This is a genomic window from Phenylobacterium sp. GW821-FHT12F10, from assembly GCF_058806695.1.
In genome coordinates this window covers 1,067,371-1,082,937 of the sequence record NZ_JBXAPY010000001.1, presented here as the reverse complement: position 1 = coordinate 1,082,937, position 15,567 = coordinate 1,067,371, and the positions used below count along the sequence as shown (strand labels likewise).

17 protein-coding genes are annotated in these 15,567 nt (G+C 70.2%); 11 read left to right on the top strand and 6 right to left on the bottom strand.

The genetic code is table 11. The annotated features are described in order from the left end of the window. Positions 1–43 precede the first annotated feature (43 nt). Positions 44–1,222, bottom strand: coding sequence for a deoxyguanosinetriphosphate triphosphohydrolase (locus tag AC1RN5_RS05435; protein ID WP_493040222.1), 1,179 nt, complete (start codon positions 1,220–1,222; stop codon positions 44–46). A 79-nt stretch (positions 1,223–1,301) separates the two neighbouring features. Between AC1RN5_RS05435 and erpA the strand changes: the two genes are divergently transcribed. Then, positions 1,302–1,634, top strand: coding sequence for an iron-sulfur cluster insertion protein ErpA (gene erpA, locus AC1RN5_RS05430; RefSeq protein ID WP_421932115.1), 333 nt, complete (start codon positions 1,302–1,304; stop codon positions 1,632–1,634). Between the two features lie 43 nt (positions 1,635–1,677). Here the strand turns inward: erpA and AC1RN5_RS05425 are convergent, their stop codons facing one another. Together AC1RN5_RS05425 and AC1RN5_RS05420 are read right to left on the bottom strand one after the other, a co-directional pair. Continuing rightward, entirely contained in the window at positions 1,678–2,724 is a 1,047-nt protein-coding gene (locus tag AC1RN5_RS05425) for a PepSY-associated TM helix domain-containing protein (RefSeq protein ID WP_493040220.1), read from the bottom strand. Beyond that, positions 2,724–4,847: a TonB-dependent receptor gene (locus AC1RN5_RS05420; protein WP_493040218.1), complete on the bottom strand. Its 2,124-nt coding sequence runs from the start codon at positions 4,845–4,847 to the stop codon at positions 2,724–2,726. The genes AC1RN5_RS05425 and AC1RN5_RS05420 overlap by 1 nt, the downstream gene beginning before the upstream one ends. Before the next feature lie 113 nt (positions 4,848–4,960). Between AC1RN5_RS05420 and AC1RN5_RS05415 the strand changes: the two genes are divergently transcribed. Then, on the top strand, positions 4,961–5,296 hold the full coding sequence (locus tag AC1RN5_RS05415) for an ArsR/SmtB family transcription factor (RefSeq protein ID WP_493040217.1): 336 nt from the start codon (positions 4,961–4,963) through the stop codon (positions 5,294–5,296). Next, positions 5,293–5,718, top strand: a complete 426-nt coding sequence (locus AC1RN5_RS05410) for an SRPBCC family protein (protein WP_493040216.1) — start codon at positions 5,293–5,295, stop codon at positions 5,716–5,718. Before AC1RN5_RS05415 ends, AC1RN5_RS05410 begins: the two co-directional genes overlap by 4 nt. Here the strand turns inward: AC1RN5_RS05410 and AC1RN5_RS05405 are convergent. After that, positions 5,705–6,043, bottom strand: a complete 339-nt coding sequence (locus AC1RN5_RS05405; protein ID WP_421932120.1) for a hypothetical protein — start codon at positions 6,041–6,043, stop codon at positions 5,705–5,707. The two genes, AC1RN5_RS05410 and AC1RN5_RS05405, sit on opposite strands and share 14 nt — an antisense overlap. Positions 6,044–6,208: 165 nt before the next feature. Here AC1RN5_RS05405 and xth point away from each other — a divergent pair, with 165 nt between their 5' ends. The 7 genes from xth (at position 6,209) to AC1RN5_RS05370 (ending at position 11,176) form a co-directional block, all read left to right on the top strand. Further along, complete coding sequence (gene xth / locus AC1RN5_RS05400) at positions 6,209–6,988, top strand: exodeoxyribonuclease III (RefSeq protein WP_493040215.1); 780 nt, start codon at positions 6,209–6,211, stop codon at positions 6,986–6,988. 4 nt (positions 6,989–6,992) lie between these two features. Then, on the top strand, positions 6,993–7,979 hold the full coding sequence (locus tag AC1RN5_RS05395; RefSeq protein WP_493040214.1) for an NAD-dependent epimerase/dehydratase family protein: 987 nt from the start codon (positions 6,993–6,995) through the stop codon (positions 7,977–7,979). Between the two features lie 97 nt (positions 7,980–8,076). Beyond that, positions 8,077–8,442 carry a hypothetical protein gene (locus AC1RN5_RS05390; RefSeq protein WP_493040213.1) on the top strand — a complete coding sequence of 122 codons (366 nt, stop codon included), beginning with the start codon at positions 8,077–8,079 and terminating at the stop codon, positions 8,440–8,442. Then, positions 8,439–9,248, top strand: a complete 810-nt coding sequence (locus tag AC1RN5_RS05385; RefSeq protein ID WP_493040212.1) for a DUF2145 domain-containing protein — start codon at positions 8,439–8,441, stop codon at positions 9,246–9,248. Before AC1RN5_RS05390 ends, AC1RN5_RS05385 begins: the two co-directional genes overlap by 4 nt. Before the next feature lie 43 nt (positions 9,249–9,291). After that, on the top strand, positions 9,292–9,996 hold the full coding sequence (locus AC1RN5_RS05380; protein ID WP_493040211.1) for a hypothetical protein: 705 nt from the start codon (positions 9,292–9,294) through the stop codon (positions 9,994–9,996). 108 nt (positions 9,997–10,104) lie between these two features. Continuing rightward, the gene (locus AC1RN5_RS05375; protein ID WP_493040210.1) at positions 10,105–10,797 is read left to right on the top strand and encodes an NnrU family protein; all 693 of its coding nucleotides are present in this window, start codon (positions 10,105–10,107) and stop codon (positions 10,795–10,797) included. Between the two features lie 52 nt (positions 10,798–10,849). Next, positions 10,850–11,176, top strand: a complete 327-nt coding sequence (locus AC1RN5_RS05370) for a hypothetical protein (RefSeq protein ID WP_493040208.1) — start codon at positions 10,850–10,852, stop codon at positions 11,174–11,176. Between the two features lie 127 nt (positions 11,177–11,303). On the opposite strand, the gene AC1RN5_RS05365 is transcribed toward AC1RN5_RS05370, so the two are convergent. Further along, on the bottom strand, positions 11,304–11,987 hold the full coding sequence (locus tag AC1RN5_RS05365) for an aspartate/glutamate racemase family protein (protein ID WP_493040207.1): 684 nt from the start codon (positions 11,985–11,987) through the stop codon (positions 11,304–11,306). A 4-nt stretch (positions 11,988–11,991) separates the two neighbouring features. Further along, a complete protein-coding gene (gene ilvD / locus AC1RN5_RS05360) occupies positions 11,992–13,728 on the bottom strand; it encodes a dihydroxy-acid dehydratase (protein ID WP_493040205.1) in 1,737 nt (578 codons plus the stop codon). A gap of 122 nt (positions 13,729–13,850) precedes the next feature. Between ilvD and AC1RN5_RS05355 the strand changes: the two genes are divergently transcribed. Next, positions 13,851–15,542 carry an AMP-binding protein gene (locus AC1RN5_RS05355; RefSeq protein WP_493040204.1) on the top strand — a complete coding sequence of 564 codons (1,692 nt, stop codon included), beginning with the start codon at positions 13,851–13,853 and terminating at the stop codon, positions 15,540–15,542. Positions 15,543–15,567 lie beyond the last annotated feature (25 nt).

The window sequence follows — 15,567 nt, the reverse complement described above, 5'->3', positions numbered from 1 at the left end:
GCAGTGTACCGAAGGGCGGCGGGCTTCGAACCGCCGAGACGCCCTAATTCCAGACGTCGAGGTGGAAAAGCCTGCGGTGCTCTTCGATGGCGAAGCGGTCGGTCATGCCGGCGATGTAGTCGCACACCACCCGGGCGCGGCCGGCGTCGTCGCGGTTCTGCGACCGGGCGAACCACTCCGTCGGCAGGACATCGGGCTCGCCCATGAACAACTGGAACATCTCGGCCAGAATACGGCGGGCCTGGGAGCGGGTGCGATTGACCTTCCAGTGCCGGTACATCCGGTTCATCAGGAATTCCCGCAGCCGCCCCAGATCCTCCAGCATGTCGCGGGAGAAGGCCACCAGGGCGTGGTCGAGATGCCGCACGTCGTCGGCTGAGGCCACCTTGGACGAGACCGCCCGGCGTTCGGTCTCGGCCAGGACGTCGTCGATCATGGCCCCGATCATGCGCCGCACCGCCTCCAGCCGCACGATGCCGGGGTCGAGGTCGGGATAGTCCTTGTAGACGCTGGCCAGGATCGGGCCGATCAGCGGCACGTCCAGCAGCTCCTTCAGGTGGAACAGGCCCGCCTGCACCCCGTCGTCCACGTCGTGGTTGTTGTAGGCGATGTCGTCGGCGAGCGCCGCGCACTGGGCCTCGGCCGAGGCCCAGGTGTCCAGGCCGAGATCGTACTCGGCGTCGAACTCGGAGATCGCCTTCCAGGAGGGCTGGGAAAGCTTGGCCGTCACCGGGCCGTTGTGCTTGATCACCCCCTCCAGGGTCTCCCAGGTGAGGTTCAGCCCGTCCCAGCGCGGATAGCGGCGCTCCAGCTTGGTGACCACCCGGAAGGTCTGCACATTGTGGTCGAAGCCGCCATAGGGCTCCATCTGCACCTGCAGCTCGTCCTCGCCCGCGTGGCCGAAGGGCGGGTGGCCCAGGTCGTGGGCCAGGGCGATGGTCTCGGCCAGGTCGGCGTCCAGCCCCAGCGCCGTGGCCAGGGACCGGGCCACCTGGGCCACCTCCAGGGAGTGCGTCAGGCGGGTGCGGAAGTGGTCGCCCTCATGGGCCACGAAGACCTGGGTCTTCTCCTTCAGCCGGCGGAAGGCGGTGGCGTGGATGATGCGGTCGCGGTCGCGGGCGAAGGGGGTGCGGTTGCGGCTTTCCGGCTCCACGACCTTGCGGCCCAGGGACAGGCCGGGGTCTTCGGCGTAGGAGACGCGGGGCGGAACCGTCAAAGCCATGTATGCTCGCAATCTGCGGTGGCCCCTTGGTCAAGAGCCCAGTCACCCTCATATAGGCCAGACCAGGGTTTTACGCATCATGACCACATCAGACCTCACCCTCTCCCCCACCGCCGCCCAGCGGCTGCACGACCTCAGCAAGACCGAGGGCCATCCCGTCATGCTCCGCGTGGCGGTGGAGGGCGGCGGCTGCTCGGGCTTCCAGTACCAGTTCGCCCTGGTCAGCGAGCGACAGGCCGACGACCTGGTGGTGGAACATGACGGCGCCGCGGCCCTGGTGGACGAGATGAGCCTCATCCTGCTGAAGGGCTCGGTGATCGACTATGTCGACGAACTGGCCGGCGCCGAGTTCCGCGTCCGCAACCCCAACGCCAAGTCCAGCTGCGGCTGCGGCGTCAGCTTCTCGATCTGAAACCGACCGCTCATCCCGGCGAAGGCCGGGACGAGCGGGCTCTTCACCGCCCGCGCGCCCAACTTCGGCGCTGCTGGATCAGGAACGACCAGAGGCCCAGTCCGCCCAGGGCCGCGAGGGCGACGCCGCCCAGGAACACCACAAGGTCATAGGCCCGGCCCCCCACCGAGGCGGCATGGATCGGATAGACAGCGTTCTGGAACCGCGCGCCGGGCCCGAAGGCCTGGGCGTCCACCGTGCCGATCACCTTCGACGTCGCCGGGTCGATATAGACGATCGTCCGCCCGTTGGGGTGCCACTCGGCCGGCTGCTTCATGCGGATGACCGCTGGCGCGCCGGGTTTGGCTGGCCAGCTGGCCAGCCGCAGGGTCGCTCGCGGGAAGGCCGCCTGGGCGCCGGCCAGGGCCACCGGCCAGTCAATATCCCCCTGCCCCGCCTTGGGCGGGTTGGGGGCTTCGACGCCGCCGGGCGCCAGTCCGGTGACCAGCGCCTTGCTGGTGTCGTTGAAGACGATCATCCCGCCGGTCAGGCACAGGACCAAGACCGGGACGGCCATCAGGATGCCCAGGTCGCGGTGCGAGGCTACGAGGTCGCGCCGGGCCGCCGACCTCGGCCACACCTTCCCCGCGAAGCTGCGCCAGGCGGGAAACCAGACGATCACCCCGGTCAGGCACAGCATCGCCCCCGCCAGGCCCGCGACCCCCACCACCATCTCACCGCTCTCCCCGGCCAGCAGCCGGTGATGCAGTTGGAAGACCCACTGCTCGGCCCGTTCGGTGTCGGTCCAGCGGGCCAGGATCGCGCCGTCGGCGGCGGCATAGGCCATGCCGTCCTTCGCATAGGTCAGCCGATGGACCCCGAGGTGTGGCCCGGCGAACATCATGCTGCGGGGCGTCCCCTGGGCCTCCACGGCCTCCGCGGCCGCCCCCAGCACGGCCGGGGACGCCGTCACCGCGGCGCGGGCCTCCGGCACGGTCAGCTTCACCCAGTCCTCGCGCAGCACCAGCAGGGAGCCGGTGAGCCCCAGGAGCACCAGGATCAGCGCCAGGATCGCCCCGGCCCAGGCGTGCAGGGTGCGGATCAGACCCATCAGAAGGCCCGGACGATCCCCAGCGTCACCGCCCGGCCCTGGCCGGCGAAGTAGCGGGCGTTGTCCGTCGGGTTGGTCGTGTCGCTGTTATAGGTGATGTACTGCTCATCCAGCAGGTTGCGAACCCCCAGGCTGACGGTTCCGAAGGGCGCGTTCCAGGCGGCCACCGCGTCCAGCAGCTCATAGCCCTCGAAGGCGTTGGCCGCCGGCTGACCCTGGAAGCTGCGGGCCTCGAAGACCTGGCCCTGCAGGCGGAAATTGAAGTCGCCATAAGTGGCGTCGGCGGTCAGGGTCAGGCGGTCGGGGGAGATGTTCGCCCCGTCCAGGTCCTGGTCGACCCGGCCGTCGCCGTTCCCGTCGGTCCGGCCCTCCAGGTGGGAGTAGGCCGCCCCCAGGGTCAGCCAGTCCTTGGCCTTCCAGCGCAGGGTCGCCTCGACGCCTTCGATCTCGGTGCGCTGGCGCTGGACGTCGAAGGTGCCGCCGGCGTTGAGCACCAGCAGGGCGCCCTTGTCCGAGGCCGAGGCGAACCAGGCCAGCGACCCGTTCACCGGCCCGCGGGCGAACTCGACCCCCAGCTCGATGTTGTCGGAGACCACGGGGGCGACGTCCAGATAGGTGTCGACGTCACGGCCCGGCGTGTTGATGGCCCGCAGCACCCGGCCGACGTCCGGCATGGTGAACCCCTGGGCGTAGGAGGCGTAGGCGACCACCCCGTCCGTCACCCGGAAGGTCCCGCCGACATTGGTCAGCACCTCCGTGAAGCTGGGCGCGCCGCCGGCGACCCGGGTGGAGCCCGACGAGGCCAGGGTGGTGAAGTCCCCCACCTCCAGGGTGGCGTTCTCCTGCCTCACCCCGGCCGAGAGGTGGATGCGGTCGTCCCACAGCGCCTGGTGGACCTGCAGGAAGGGCGAGAGGCTCTTATAGGTGGTCTTGGGCACCCAGATCCGGTTGGTCAGCACCAGTTCCTGGTAGGTCTTGTCCTTCAGGCCATCGAGGCCGACCAGCACCTTGAACCCCGGCAGCGCCGCGAAGCCGCGCTCGTAGTCCAGCTTGAACCCCTGCTTCTGGGAATTGTTGGCCGACTGGTCGAACAGGGTGTTCAGCGGGGCGAGGCGGACGTCCTGGAAGGTGCCGGTGATCGAGCCCCCGAAGACGCCGTGATAGTCGTGGGCGAAGCCCTGGGCGGTCAGGACCCCGCCGAACAGGTCGCGGTCCTTGTAGGTGATCGCCGCGGAGGTCACCTCGTTGGCGGTGGGCAGGCCGGGCTGGACGCCGGGCCGGGCCGTCGCCGGCAGGCCGGTGGCGCGGTTTCCGTTGACCAGGACGTAGTCGTCGCCCCCCTCCAGCTCGAAGTGGTTGACCATGGCCTCCAGGCGCCGCTCGTCGCCGAGGTCGACCCCCGCCTTGCCGAAGAGCGACCAGCTGTCGGAGTTCTGCAGCTCGCCCTGGGTCGCGTCGATGCCGACGCGGCGGCCCTGGGCGTCGTAATAGCCGCCCCGGGTCTCGTAGGCCGCGCCGGCCACGAAGTCCCAGGTCCCGAAGTCGCGGCCCACCAGGCCGGCGGCCTTGTAGCCGAAGCTGTCGTCCAGCACCCCGTCGTCGAAGCTGGTCTGGGCCATGACCTTGCCGGTCCAGCCCTGGCCGGACTTGGGCGTCGGGGCGGTGACATAGTTGATCACCCCGCCGGCGGCCCCGACCCCCTGGATGGCGTTGGAGCCGAACACCACCTCGACGCGGTCGATGAAGAAGGGGTCGATGGTGAAGCCGTCGCGGCTGTCGTCCCGCAGCGGCGTCGACTGCGGCACCCCGTCCACCAGATAGAGCGGCGAGCGGCCGCGCAGGGTCTCGCCGGCGCCCGACAGCTTCTGCCGCGTGGGCGAGAAGGACGGCACCAGGGCCGAGACCGCCTCCACCGCGCTCATCGCCAGGGCCTGCTGCACCCGCAGCTCGGTCTCGCCGATGATCTGGATGGTGGAGGGCACGGTGGCGCGCGGCGCCTCGGAGCGCATGGCGGTGACCACGAGTTCGTCGACCGCCACCGCCTCCTGGGCCTGAGCCGGCATGATCGCCCCCAGCAGCGCCAAGGCCGTTCCGCCGCACAATACCCTGCCGAGCCGTCCCATGAACACGATCCACTTTTGCGATTAATTCTCAATCGCTCCCATGGCAGAGGCCGGCGGACGGGTCAACCGCTCCCCGGCTTGACCTGGATCGATTTATTCATCCAAATGGGTGAATGACTGCCCAGCTCGACAACACCCTGGCCGCCCTCGCCGACCCCACCCGGCGGGCGATCCTGGCGCGGCTGACCCGGGGCGAGGCCCGCGTGACCGAGCTCGCCGCCCCCTTCGACATCTCCCTGAACTCGGTCTCCAAGCACATCCGCATGCTGGAGCGCGCCGACCTCGTGATCCGCCGCCGCGCCGGCCGCGAGCACCTGCTGACCCTCAACCCCGCCCCCCTCGAGGCGGCTCAGGCCTGGATCGAGACCCAGCGCGCCCTCTGGACGCGAAGCCTCGAGGCCCTGGACGCCATCTTCCGGGCGCAGGACGCCCAGGAGCCTCCGAAATGACCCAGACCGTCACCGTCACCCGCCGCTTCACGGTCAGCCCCGAGCGGGTGTTCGACGCCTTCCTCGACCCGGCCATCGCCGGGCGCTTCATGTTCGCCACCGCGGGCGGCGAGATGGTGCGGGTGGACATCGAACCCCGGGTCGGCGGCGCCTACACCTTCGTCGACCGCCGCGACGGCCAGGACATCGAGCATGTCGGCCGCATCTTGGAGCTGGACCGCCCCCGCCGGCTGGTCTTCGAGTTCGCCGTGCCGAAATACGATCCCCGCTTCACCACCGTGCGGCTGGAGATCGCCGCCGACGGCGACGGCGCCGCCCTGACCCTGACCCACGAAGGCGTCGACGACCAATACCGCGACCAGACCGGTCAGGGCTGGACGATGATCCTGGAGGCCGCCGCGGCGGCCCTCAGCCGGGGATGAACTGCAGGATCGCCACCAGCACGGTCAGCCAGGCCAGCGGCGCGGCCATGGCGGCCCAGGCCAGGGGCTCGCGGTCGCGCTTGAACAGCACCCAGGCCAGGAAGGGGCCGATCAGGCAGACGATCCAGAACAGGACCATCAGCAGGAAGGCGATCCAGGCCAGGGGATTGAGGATGTTGCCCTGGTGATCGAAGACCAGCGGCGAGAACAGGGCGCCCACGGCCCCGACCGGCGCCAGGGCCAGGCAGGCGGCGGTCGCCACCCCCATCCAGATCATCTTGGCGCGGCGCGACAGCCGCCGGCCCGGCTTGGTGGCCCCTGACATGGCCGCAAGGTCCCCGTCGCCCCGCCACGCGTCAAACGGAATCGCCGCGCGGGCGGCGTCCTGTTCGCCCGCGAGGCTAGCGGCCTGTCCTAGATTGCTTGGCGGTCCTTGCATGGAGGCGGTAGACGCAAGATCTAAGCCAGACCCTCACGCCGAAGGACGCCCATGAAGATCGCCACCTGGAACGTCAATTCGGTCAACGCCCGGCTGGAGACCGTCCTGCGCTGGTTCGAGGAGGTCTCCCCCGACGTCGCCTGCCTGCAGGAGATCAAGTGCGTCGACGAGAAGTTCCCGGCCGAGGCCTTCGAACGGCTGGGCTACAATATCGCCGTCCACGGCCAGAAGACCTACAACGGCGTCGCCATCCTCTCCAAGACCCCCCTGGAGGACGTCCGCAAGGGCCTGCCCGGCGAGGACGGCGACGACCACGCCCGCTATATCGAGGCGGTGATCTCCGGCCCCACCCCGGTGCGGGTGGCCTCGATCTACCTGCCCAACGGCAATCCCATCGGCACCGACAAGTTCGCCTACAAGCTGGCCTGGATGGCGCGCCTCAACGCCCACGCCCGCGAGCTGCTGGCCTATGAGGAGCCGCTGGCCCTGGTGGGCGACTACAACGTCATCCCCGAGCCCCGCGACGCCGCCAACCCGCAGAACTGGACCGGCGACGCCCTCTTCCAGACCGAGAGCCGCGAGGCCTTCCGGGCGCTGAAGTGGCTGGGCCTCACCGAGGCCTTCCTGGAGGTCGACGGATCGCCCGAGAGCTACACCTTCTGGGACTACCAGGCCGGCGCCTGGCAACGGAACAACGGCATCCGCATCGACCACGCCCTGCTCTCCCCCCAGGCCGCCGACAAGCTCACCGCCTGCGTCATCCACCGCGACGTCCGCGGCTGGGACAAGCCCTCCGACCACGTGCCGGTGGTGATCGAGCTGGACCTCTAGGGCGGTGAGCCGCCGCGCCTTCATCCTGGGAGGCTCGGGCCAAATCGGCCGGGCGGCGGCGCTCAACCTGCTGGAGCACGGCTGGGACGTCACCGTCGGCCAGCGCCACGGCGAGCTTTCCGCCGAACTCCAGGGCCGCGTCGCGGTCACGATCCTCGACCGCGAGGACGACACCGCCCTCGCAGACGCGCTGACCCTACCCTTCGACGCCGTCGTCGACACCGTGGCCTACACCGCCCTTCACGCCCGCCAGTGGCTGGCCCTGCAGGACAGGATCGGCGCCCTGGCGGTGATCTCCACCGGCAAGGTCTATGTGGACGACGAGGGCCGCACCCTGGGTGACGGCGCCCGCTATCCCATCCCCCTGCGCGAAGACCAGCGCCGCGCCCCGCCCGGAACCGCCGACTATTCCAGCAACAAGGTGGCGATGGAGGACGCCCTCCTGGACGGCGCCCGCGTCCCCTTGAAGATCCTGCGCCCCTTCGCCGTTCATGGGCCGGGCAGCCGCGCGCCCCGCGAGTGGTGGTTCCTGACCCAGATCCTGCGCGGCGCGCAGGCCATCCCGCTGGCCTATGACGGCCGGAGCCGCTTCCACACGACCGCCACCGCCAACCTCGCGGACCTCACCCGCGTCGCCCTGGAGCAGCCCGGCCTCCACGTCCTCAACGCCGCCGATCCCGACGCCCCTACCGTAATCGAGATCGGCGAGGCGATCCTGTCCGCCATGGGCTCCTCGGCCACCCTCGCCCCCTTCCCCGGCCCGCCGAAGGGCTGGAAGGGCCGCACGCCCTGGAGCGTCGAGGCGCCCCTGGTGGCCGACATGAGCGCCGCCGCGGCCCTCGGCTATCGCCCCGTCACCGACTATGCCGCCGCCGCACCGGCCCTGTGCGCCGCCCTACTGGAACAGGTCCGAGGCAAGGACTGGCTGACCGCCTTTCCGGGTTTGGCCGCCTATCCCCCGCAGATGTTCGAGGCGCCACCGGCGAAATAAGCCGCCGCTGTCAGCTGCCGTTCAGCTTGCGAAAGCTTAACTATCGAAATCAGGGCGGCATGGTTAAGAGGCCGCTCCCAACATGAAAGACCCCGTGATGCGTTCGCTTCCGCTTCTCGCCCTGGCCGCCAGCCTGCTGGCCGCCCCCGCCTTCGCCCAGGAAAGCGCCACCGACGCCTCGGGCGCCTCGGCCGCGACCTCGGAGGCCGTGGGCCTGCTGGCCGCCTCGGGGGTGAAGACCGCCGTGGGGGTCTCGGCCCTGCCGGTGGGCGTGGTGGGCGCGGGCTCGGTGGCCGGCGGCTCGGCCGTGGCCGCCAGCGGCGCGGCCTCGGTGGGTGTGGGCGGGGCGGTCTCCGACCTGGCCGACGCCTCGGGCAAGCTGGTGGTGGACGACAAGGTGGTGGTCTCCCCCGATCCCGCCCCGGCCGTGCCCTACAACACCCCGACCACCGCTAAGAAATGATCCGCCGCGCCCTGATCGCCGTCGCCGCGGCCTCCGTCCTGAGCACGGCGCCCCTGCCCGCCGCCGCCCAGGACTCCTCGGCCCACGCCGTCGCCCCCCACTTCACGGCGGCAGAGGCGGCCGGCTTCTCCAAGCAGGTGGAGCGCGACCTGGCCGCCCGCGGCGCCAAGCTGGCCATCGTCTTCCGCACCGGCCGGCCGCGCAGCCAGCTTCCGGAAGGGATCAGCTACACCCACGGCGGCTTCTGGGTGCACCGCATGATCAAGACGGCGGACGGCAAGACCCAGCAGGGCTACGCCGTCTACAACCTCTATGCCGGCGACGGCGTGGCCTGGCCCAAGATCGAGAGCCGGCTGGTCCAGGACTATCCCTTCGACTTCACCCGCGGCTCCACCGTCGACGACATGGCGGTGATCATCCCCTCGCCGGAGATGCAGCGCCGGATCATCGCGGTGATCGACAGCCCCACCTATCAGGCGGTCCACAACCGGCGCTATTCCCTGGTGGCCAATCCGTGGAAGCGGACCTACCAGAACTGCAACAACTTCATGCTCAACGTCATCGCCGCGGCCATCTGGCAGACCAGCGATCCCGACCAGATCACCGCCGACCTCAAGGCCCACTACAAGCCGACCCTGGTGAAGGCCAACGCCGTCCTGCGCCTGTTCGGCCCCATCGCCGACCAGCGCCTGCGCACCGACGACCAGCAGGGGCCGATCCGCACCGCGACCTATGAATCCATGGCGGAATTCATGCGCGAAAACAATCTGTTGGAAGCGACCTATTCCATCAACTACGCCCGTTGAGGCGAGGCTTCTCGCACGCCGCGAAGCGCTCTAGCTTGGCGCCATGAACGACGTCGTCCGGCTCCTGCTGCTGCTCGCCCTGGCCGGGACCGCCGTGACCTTCGCGGGCTCGGCGGCCATCTGGTTCTTCGACGAGGAGCGGCGCATCGGCCGCGCCCTGAAGCGCGTGCTGAAGGGCGAGCCCGAGGCGATGCTGGTGGCCAAGGGCCGCGGGCGCGGGGTCGGCTTCTCCTTCGCCACCGGCCTGGCCGCCGTGGCCTGGGACTCCGGCGCCTGGTGCCTGATCTACCGCATCGACGAGCTGGTGGGCGCCGAGCTGATCATCGACGGCCAGGTGGTGGCCCGGGTCCATCGCGAGGAGCCGCGCCGGGCCCTGGACCAGCGGGTCAGCCACGCCGCCCGCGTCACCCTGCGGCTGATCTTCGACGACCCGCGGAACCCCGACTTCGAACTGGATCTCTGGGTCAGCGGGGACGAGGCCCGCCGCGTGGCCGCCTCGCCGGGCGCCGCCGTGCTGGAGGCCAACCGCTGGCTGGCCCGCAGCGAGGCCATCCTGCGCCGCCCCCGGGCGCTGCAGCCCGCGGCCGCCGCCGCCGCCGCGGTGACCGCCCCCCTGGCGCCGCCGCCGGCGCCTCCGACCCCCACGCCCCAGGCCGAACTTCCCCTCCCCCCGCCCCAGCCCCGCGCCGGCGCCGAACCCCCGCCCTGGGAGACCGACGAGGACGACCTGGACGACGGCGAGCGATAGACCGCCAGGCGCGGCCCTTGCCCCTCAAGACCGTCATCCTCGCCCACTCTAAACTTGACGCTGTAAATTGACGCGCGCACCCTCCCCGCAACCTTAGGGGAGGTTTCCATGACCAATCTGCTCGCCGCGGCGGCCTTCTTCATCCTGCTGCACCTGCTCGTCTCCGGCACCCGACTGCGCGGCGCCCTCGTCGGGACCATGGGCGAAGGCCCCTATATGGGCCTCTTCTCCCTGGCCTCGGCGGCCGGCCTCGCCTGGCTGGGCTTCGCCTTCGCCGACAGCCGCAACGCCGACTGGAACCTCGCCTACTGGGACATCACCCCGGTCACCTGGAAGATCCAGGTGGCGGTCCAGGCGCTCGCCTTCCTGTTCGTGGTGGTGGGCCTGACCACGCCGAACCCCACCAGCGTCAAGCAGGAGGGCGCCCTGGACCGCCCCGACGTGGTCAAGGGCATGCTGCGGGTCACCCGCCATCCCTTCCTCTGGGGCGTGGCCCTGTGGGCGGCGGGCCACCTGCTGGTGAACGGCGACCGCGCCAGCATCGCCCTGTTCGGCGGCCTGCTGATCCTGGCCCTGTTCGGCACGGCCAGCATCGACGCCAAGCGCAAGCGGGCGCTCGGCGACAAGTGGGACGCCTTCGCCGCCCAGACCTCCAACATCCCCTTCGGCGCCATCGTCGCCGGCCGCCAGTCCCTGAAGCTGGGCGAGATCGGCCTCTGGCGGATTCTCGCGGCCATCGTCGTCTATGTCGCCCTGGCCCTGGCCCACCCCTTCCTGTTCGGGGTCTCGGCGGTCTCTTGATCCCCACGGCGGGCGCCGTCAGATTGCCCGCCTGTTGAGGGGTATTTTTCGTATGCGTATCGCGTTGTTGGCCGCCGTCGCGGTCGCCCTGGCCGGCCCCGTCGCCGCCCAGCCCATGAAGCTGTTCCGGCCCGCCGACGCTGACAGGGACGGCGTCGTCACCGACGACGAACAGGCCGACTATCTGGCCCAGAAGGCCAAGCAGGACCCCGCCGCCTTCGGCGTCGCGGCTCCCAAGCCCTCCGGCGACGCCGTCACCTTCACCCCCACCGCCCCCGACCTGACGGCCGGCCCCTCCCTGGACACCCGCGCCGTCAAGGCCAGCGAATTCGAGGAAAGCCAGGACGCCATCGCCCGCAAGGCCGAGCGCGAGAAATAGCCCCCTCGATCCGCTCATCCCGGCGAAGGCCGGGACCCAGATTCACCAGCCGATTCGGGTTCTTGGACTCAGGCCATGACCTAAGATCTGGGCCCCGGCCTTCGCCGGGGTGAGCGGGGGTTTGGTCTTAGCCCAGCGCGAAATCCACCCCGGCTCGCGCATGGACCAGCGCCGTGTCCACCACCGGCACGGCGAGGTCCCCCGGCGCCAGCAGCAGCCCGATCTCCGTGCAGCCAAAGATCACGCAGTCGGCCTCGCCCGCCTTGGCGATCATCGCCAGCACCTGCGCCTTCGACGCCGCCGAGATCACCCCCTGGCAGAGCTCGTCATAGATGATCGCGTGCAACAGGTCGCGGTCGGCCGCATCGGGGACCAGGGCCTCGACCCCCTGGGCCGCCAGCCGCCCCCGGTAGAAGTCCTTCTCCATGGTGAACTTGGTGGCCAGCAGCAGCGGCCGCTTACACCCCGCCGCCTTCACCGCGTCGGCCGTGGTGTCGGCGATGTGGATCACCGGCACGGTCACGGCGGCCTGCACCTGGTCGGCCACCAGGTGCATGGTGTTGGCGCAGATCAGGATGGCGTCGGCCCCCGCCCCCTGCAGCCGCCGGGCGGCCTCGGCCAGCACGGCGCCGGCCCCGTCCCAGTCGCCGGCGGCCTGCATCGCCGCGATGCCGGCGAAGTCGACGGACCACAGCAGCAACTGGGCCGAGTGCAGCCCGCCCAGCCGCTCGCGCACCAGGCGATTGAGCTCCTGGTAGTAGAGCGTCGTGCTCTCGGCGCTCATCCCGCCGAGCAGGCCGAGCGTCTTCACCGCCTTAGAGGTCGGCGTAGACGTGGGTTTCCCCCGCCGCGCCGGGATGGGTCACGGCGCCCTTGTGGGCCGGGCCGACGATCTGGGCGTATTTCCACAGGGCGCCGGAGCCGTAGTTGGTCACCCGCGGCTGCCAGTGGCGACGGCGGTTCTCCAGCTCGATGGGGTCGACCTCGAGGTCGAGGATCCCGGCGTCGGCGTCGATGTGGATGATGTCGCCGTCCTGGATCAGGGCGATGGGGCCGCCCATCTGGGCCTCGGGACCGATGTGGCCCACGCAGAGGCCCCGCGTGCCGCCGGAGAAGCGGCCGTCGGTGATCAGGGCCACCTTGTCGCCCCGGCCCTGGCCCGAGAGCGCCGCCGTGGTGGACAGCATCTCGCGCATGCCGGGCCCGCCGCGGGCGCCCTCGTAGCGGATCACCAGGACGTCGCCGTCCTGATAGTCGCCGGCCTCGACGGCGGCGAAGCAGGCGTCCTCGCCGTCGAAGCAGCGGGCCGGGCCGCGATGGCTGCGGTGGCTGGTCATGCCGGCCACCTTGACGATGGCGCCGTCGGGGGCGAGCGAGCCCCACAGCCCCACCACGCCACCGGTGGGCGAGAGCGGCTCGCTGACCTTGCGGATCACCACCTGGTCGTCACGCCATTTCACGTCCTTGACGTTCTCGGCGATGGTCTTGCCGGTGACGGTCATGCAGTCGCCGTGGATGAAGCCGCCCTCCAGCAGGGTCTTCAGCAGCATGGGCATGCCGCCGGCTTCGCCCATGTCCTTGGCCACGAAGCGGCCGCCGGGCTTGAGGTCGGCGATGTGCGGCGTGCGCTGGGCGATCTCGGCGAAGTCGCGCAGGGTGAACTCGATGCCGCACTCATGGGCCATGGCCGGCAGGTGCAGGCCGCCATTGGTGGAGCCGCCGGTCGCGGCCACCACGGCGGCGGCGTTCTCGAAGGACTTGCGGGTGACGATGTCGCGCGGGCGCAGCTGCTCGGCGATCAGCCGCACCACCGTCTCGCCCGAGGCCACGGCGTAGGCGTCGCGGGTCAGGTAGGGGGCGGGCAGCGAGGCCGAGAGCGGCAGGGCCAGGCCGATGGCTTCGGACACGCAGGCCATGGTGTTGGCGGTGAACTGGCCGCCGCAGGCGCCGTCCGACGGACAGGCGTGCTGCTCCAGGGAGCACAGGTCCTCCAGGCTCATCTTGCCGGCCGAGTGCATGCCCACGCCCTCGAAGACGTCCACCACGGTGACGTCGCGCCCCTGCCACTGGCCGGGCAGGATGGAGCCGCCATAGAGGAAGACGCTGGGGACGTTGAGCCGCAGCATGGCCATCATCATGCCGGGCAGGGACTTGTCGCAGCCGGCGATGCCCACCAGGGCGTCATAGCCGTGGCCGCGCATGGTGAGCTCCACGGAGTCGGCGATGACGTCGCGGCTGACCAGGGACGAGCGCATGCCCTCGTGGCCCATGGCGATGCCGTCGGTGACGGTGATGGTGCAGAACTCGCGCGGGGTGGCGCCGGCCTTCTTGACCCCCTCGGACACCGCGTGCGCCTGGCGCATCAGGGCGGTGTTGCAGGGGGCGGCCTCGTTCCAGCAGGAGGCGACCCCTACGAAGGGCTGGGCGATCTCCCGGCTCCCGAGCCCCATGGCGTAATAGTAGGACCGGTGCGGCGCGCGCGCCGGGCCTTCCGTCACATGGCGGCTGGGGAGGTTCGACTTGTCCCAGGTTCCGTCGGGCTTGCGGGTCATCGTGACGCCTCCGTTCAAACTGCGCCTTCCCTAACGGGCGGGGGCCGCGGTTGGAAGCCCCGGCATGGTCACGGGCATGAACTTGCGCGAAACTCGCTCGCAAGACCGCCGGAGGAAACGCCATGCCCCAGACCGATCCGATCGCCCGCGGCGCCGACCATCCGCCCCTGCGCGAGGACACCATCGGCCAGGCCCTGGCGCAGGCCGCCCAGCGCTGGCCCGACCAGGAGGCCGTGGTCTCCGTCCACCAGGGAATCCGCTGGACCTGGCGGGACCTTGACGGTCACTCATCGGCCATGGCGGCCGGACTGCTGGCCCTCGGCCTCGAGCCCGGCGACCGGATCGGAATCTGGTCTCCCAACCGCGCCGAATGGACCCTCACCCAGTTCGCCGCGGCCAAGGCCGGCCTGATCCTGGTGACCATCAACCCCGCCTATCGGCTCTCCGAGGTCGAATACACGCTCAACAAGGTGGGCGTGAAAGCCCTGGTGGCCGCCGAGAGCTTCAAGACCAGCCTCTACGCCGACATGATCGACACCCTGGCCCCCGAGATCGCCACGAGCGCCCCGGGCCAGCTGGCCGCCGCCCGCCTTACACAACTTAAAACTGTAATAAAGATCGGCGGCGACCCCAGGTCGGGCTGGCTCGACTTCGAGTCCGTTCCTGGTCTCTCCACGACCACCGACATGTTGCGCCTGAAGGCGATCGAGGCCGGCCTGAAGGCCTCCGACCCCATCAACATCCAGTTCACCAGCGGCACCACCGGCCTGCCCAAGGGCGCGACCCTTTCGCACCGGAACATCCTCAACAACGGCTTCTTCGTGGGCGAGGCCATCGGGCTCAAACCCGGCGACCGCCTCTGCCTGCCGGTGCCCCTCTACCACTGCTTCGGCATGGTGATGGGCAATCTGGGCTGCCTGACCCACGGGGCGGCCATGGTCTATCCCTCCGACGGCTTCGACCCCACCGCCGTGCTGGAGACGATCCAGGCCGAACGCTGCACGGGCCTCTACGGGGTGCCCACCATGTTCATCGCGATCCTCGGCCACCCCGACTTCGACCGCTACGACCTCTCGAGCCTGCGGACGGGCTGCATGGCCGGCTCCCCCTGCCCGGTGGAGGTGATGAAGCAGGTGATCGGCCGCATGCACATGTCCGACGTCACCATCGCCTACGGCATGACCGAGACCAGCCCCGTCAGCTTCCAGAGCTCCCTGGACGACCCCCTCGACCGCCGCGTCTCCACCGTCGGCCGGGTGCAGCCGCACCTGGAATGCAAGGTGGTGGCCCTCGACGGAAACACCCTGCCCCGCGGCCAGACGGGCGAGCTCTGCACCCGCGGCTACTCGGTGATGCTGGGCTACTGGGACGATCACGAGAAGACCGCCGAGGCCATCGACGCCGAGGGCTGGATGCACACCGGCGACCTGGCCGTCATCGACGCGGAGGGCTACGGCAATATCGTCGGACGCATCAAGGACATGGTCATCCGCGGCGGCGAGAACGTCTATCCCCGCGAGGTGGAGGAGTACCTCTACCGCCACCCCAAGATCGAGGACGTCACCGTGGTCGGCGTTCCCGATCCCCGCTTCGGGGAGGAGCTCTGCGCCTGGATCCGCCTCAAGCCCGGCGAGTCCGCCACCGATGCGGAGCTGATCGAGTTCTGCCGCGGCCAGATCGCCCACTACAAGATCCCCCGCTACCTCCGCTTCGTCGACGCCTTCCCGATGACGGTCACCGGCAAGGTGCAGAAGTTCGTGATCCGCGAGCAGATGATCATCGAGCTGGGCCTGACCGTGGCCCAGACCGCCTAGCCAGCCATTGAACTCGACGCCGAAA

Bases quoted from the DNA above. Each gene is read 5' to 3' on its own strand.
- AC1RN5_RS05435 (WP_493040222.1), bottom strand. From the start codon at position 1,222: ATGGCTTTGACGGTTCCGCCCCGCGTCTCCTACGCCGAAGACCCCGGC.
- erpA (WP_421932115.1), top strand. From the start codon at position 1,302: ATGACCACATCAGACCTCACCCTCTCCCCCACCGCCGCCCAGCGGCTG.
- AC1RN5_RS05425 (WP_493040220.1), bottom strand. From the start codon at position 2,724: ATGGGTCTGATCCGCACCCTGCACGCCTGGGCCGGGGCGATCCTGGCG.
- AC1RN5_RS05420 (WP_493040218.1), bottom strand. From the start codon at position 4,847: ATGGGACGGCTCGGCAGGGTATTGTGCGGCGGAACGGCCTTGGCGCTG.
- AC1RN5_RS05415 (WP_493040217.1), top strand. From the start codon at position 4,961: ATGACTGCCCAGCTCGACAACACCCTGGCCGCCCTCGCCGACCCCACC.
- AC1RN5_RS05410 (WP_493040216.1), top strand. From the start codon at position 5,293: ATGACCCAGACCGTCACCGTCACCCGCCGCTTCACGGTCAGCCCCGAG.
- AC1RN5_RS05405 (WP_421932120.1), bottom strand. From the start codon at position 6,043: ATGTCAGGGGCCACCAAGCCGGGCCGGCGGCTGTCGCGCCGCGCCAAG.
- xth (WP_493040215.1), top strand. From the start codon at position 6,209: ATGAAGATCGCCACCTGGAACGTCAATTCGGTCAACGCCCGGCTGGAG.
- AC1RN5_RS05390 (WP_493040213.1), top strand. From the start codon at position 8,077: ATGCGTTCGCTTCCGCTTCTCGCCCTGGCCGCCAGCCTGCTGGCCGCC.
- AC1RN5_RS05385 (WP_493040212.1), top strand. From the start codon at position 8,439: ATGATCCGCCGCGCCCTGATCGCCGTCGCCGCGGCCTCCGTCCTGAGC.
- AC1RN5_RS05380 (WP_493040211.1), top strand. From the start codon at position 9,292: ATGAACGACGTCGTCCGGCTCCTGCTGCTGCTCGCCCTGGCCGGGACC.
- AC1RN5_RS05375 (WP_493040210.1), top strand. From the start codon at position 10,105: ATGACCAATCTGCTCGCCGCGGCGGCCTTCTTCATCCTGCTGCACCTG.
- AC1RN5_RS05370 (WP_493040208.1), top strand. From the start codon at position 10,850: ATGCGTATCGCGTTGTTGGCCGCCGTCGCGGTCGCCCTGGCCGGCCCC.
- ilvD (WP_493040205.1), bottom strand. From the start codon at position 13,728: ATGACCCGCAAGCCCGACGGAACCTGGGACAAGTCGAACCTCCCCAGC.
- AC1RN5_RS05355 (WP_493040204.1), top strand. From the start codon at position 13,851: ATGCCCCAGACCGATCCGATCGCCCGCGGCGCCGACCATCCGCCCCTG.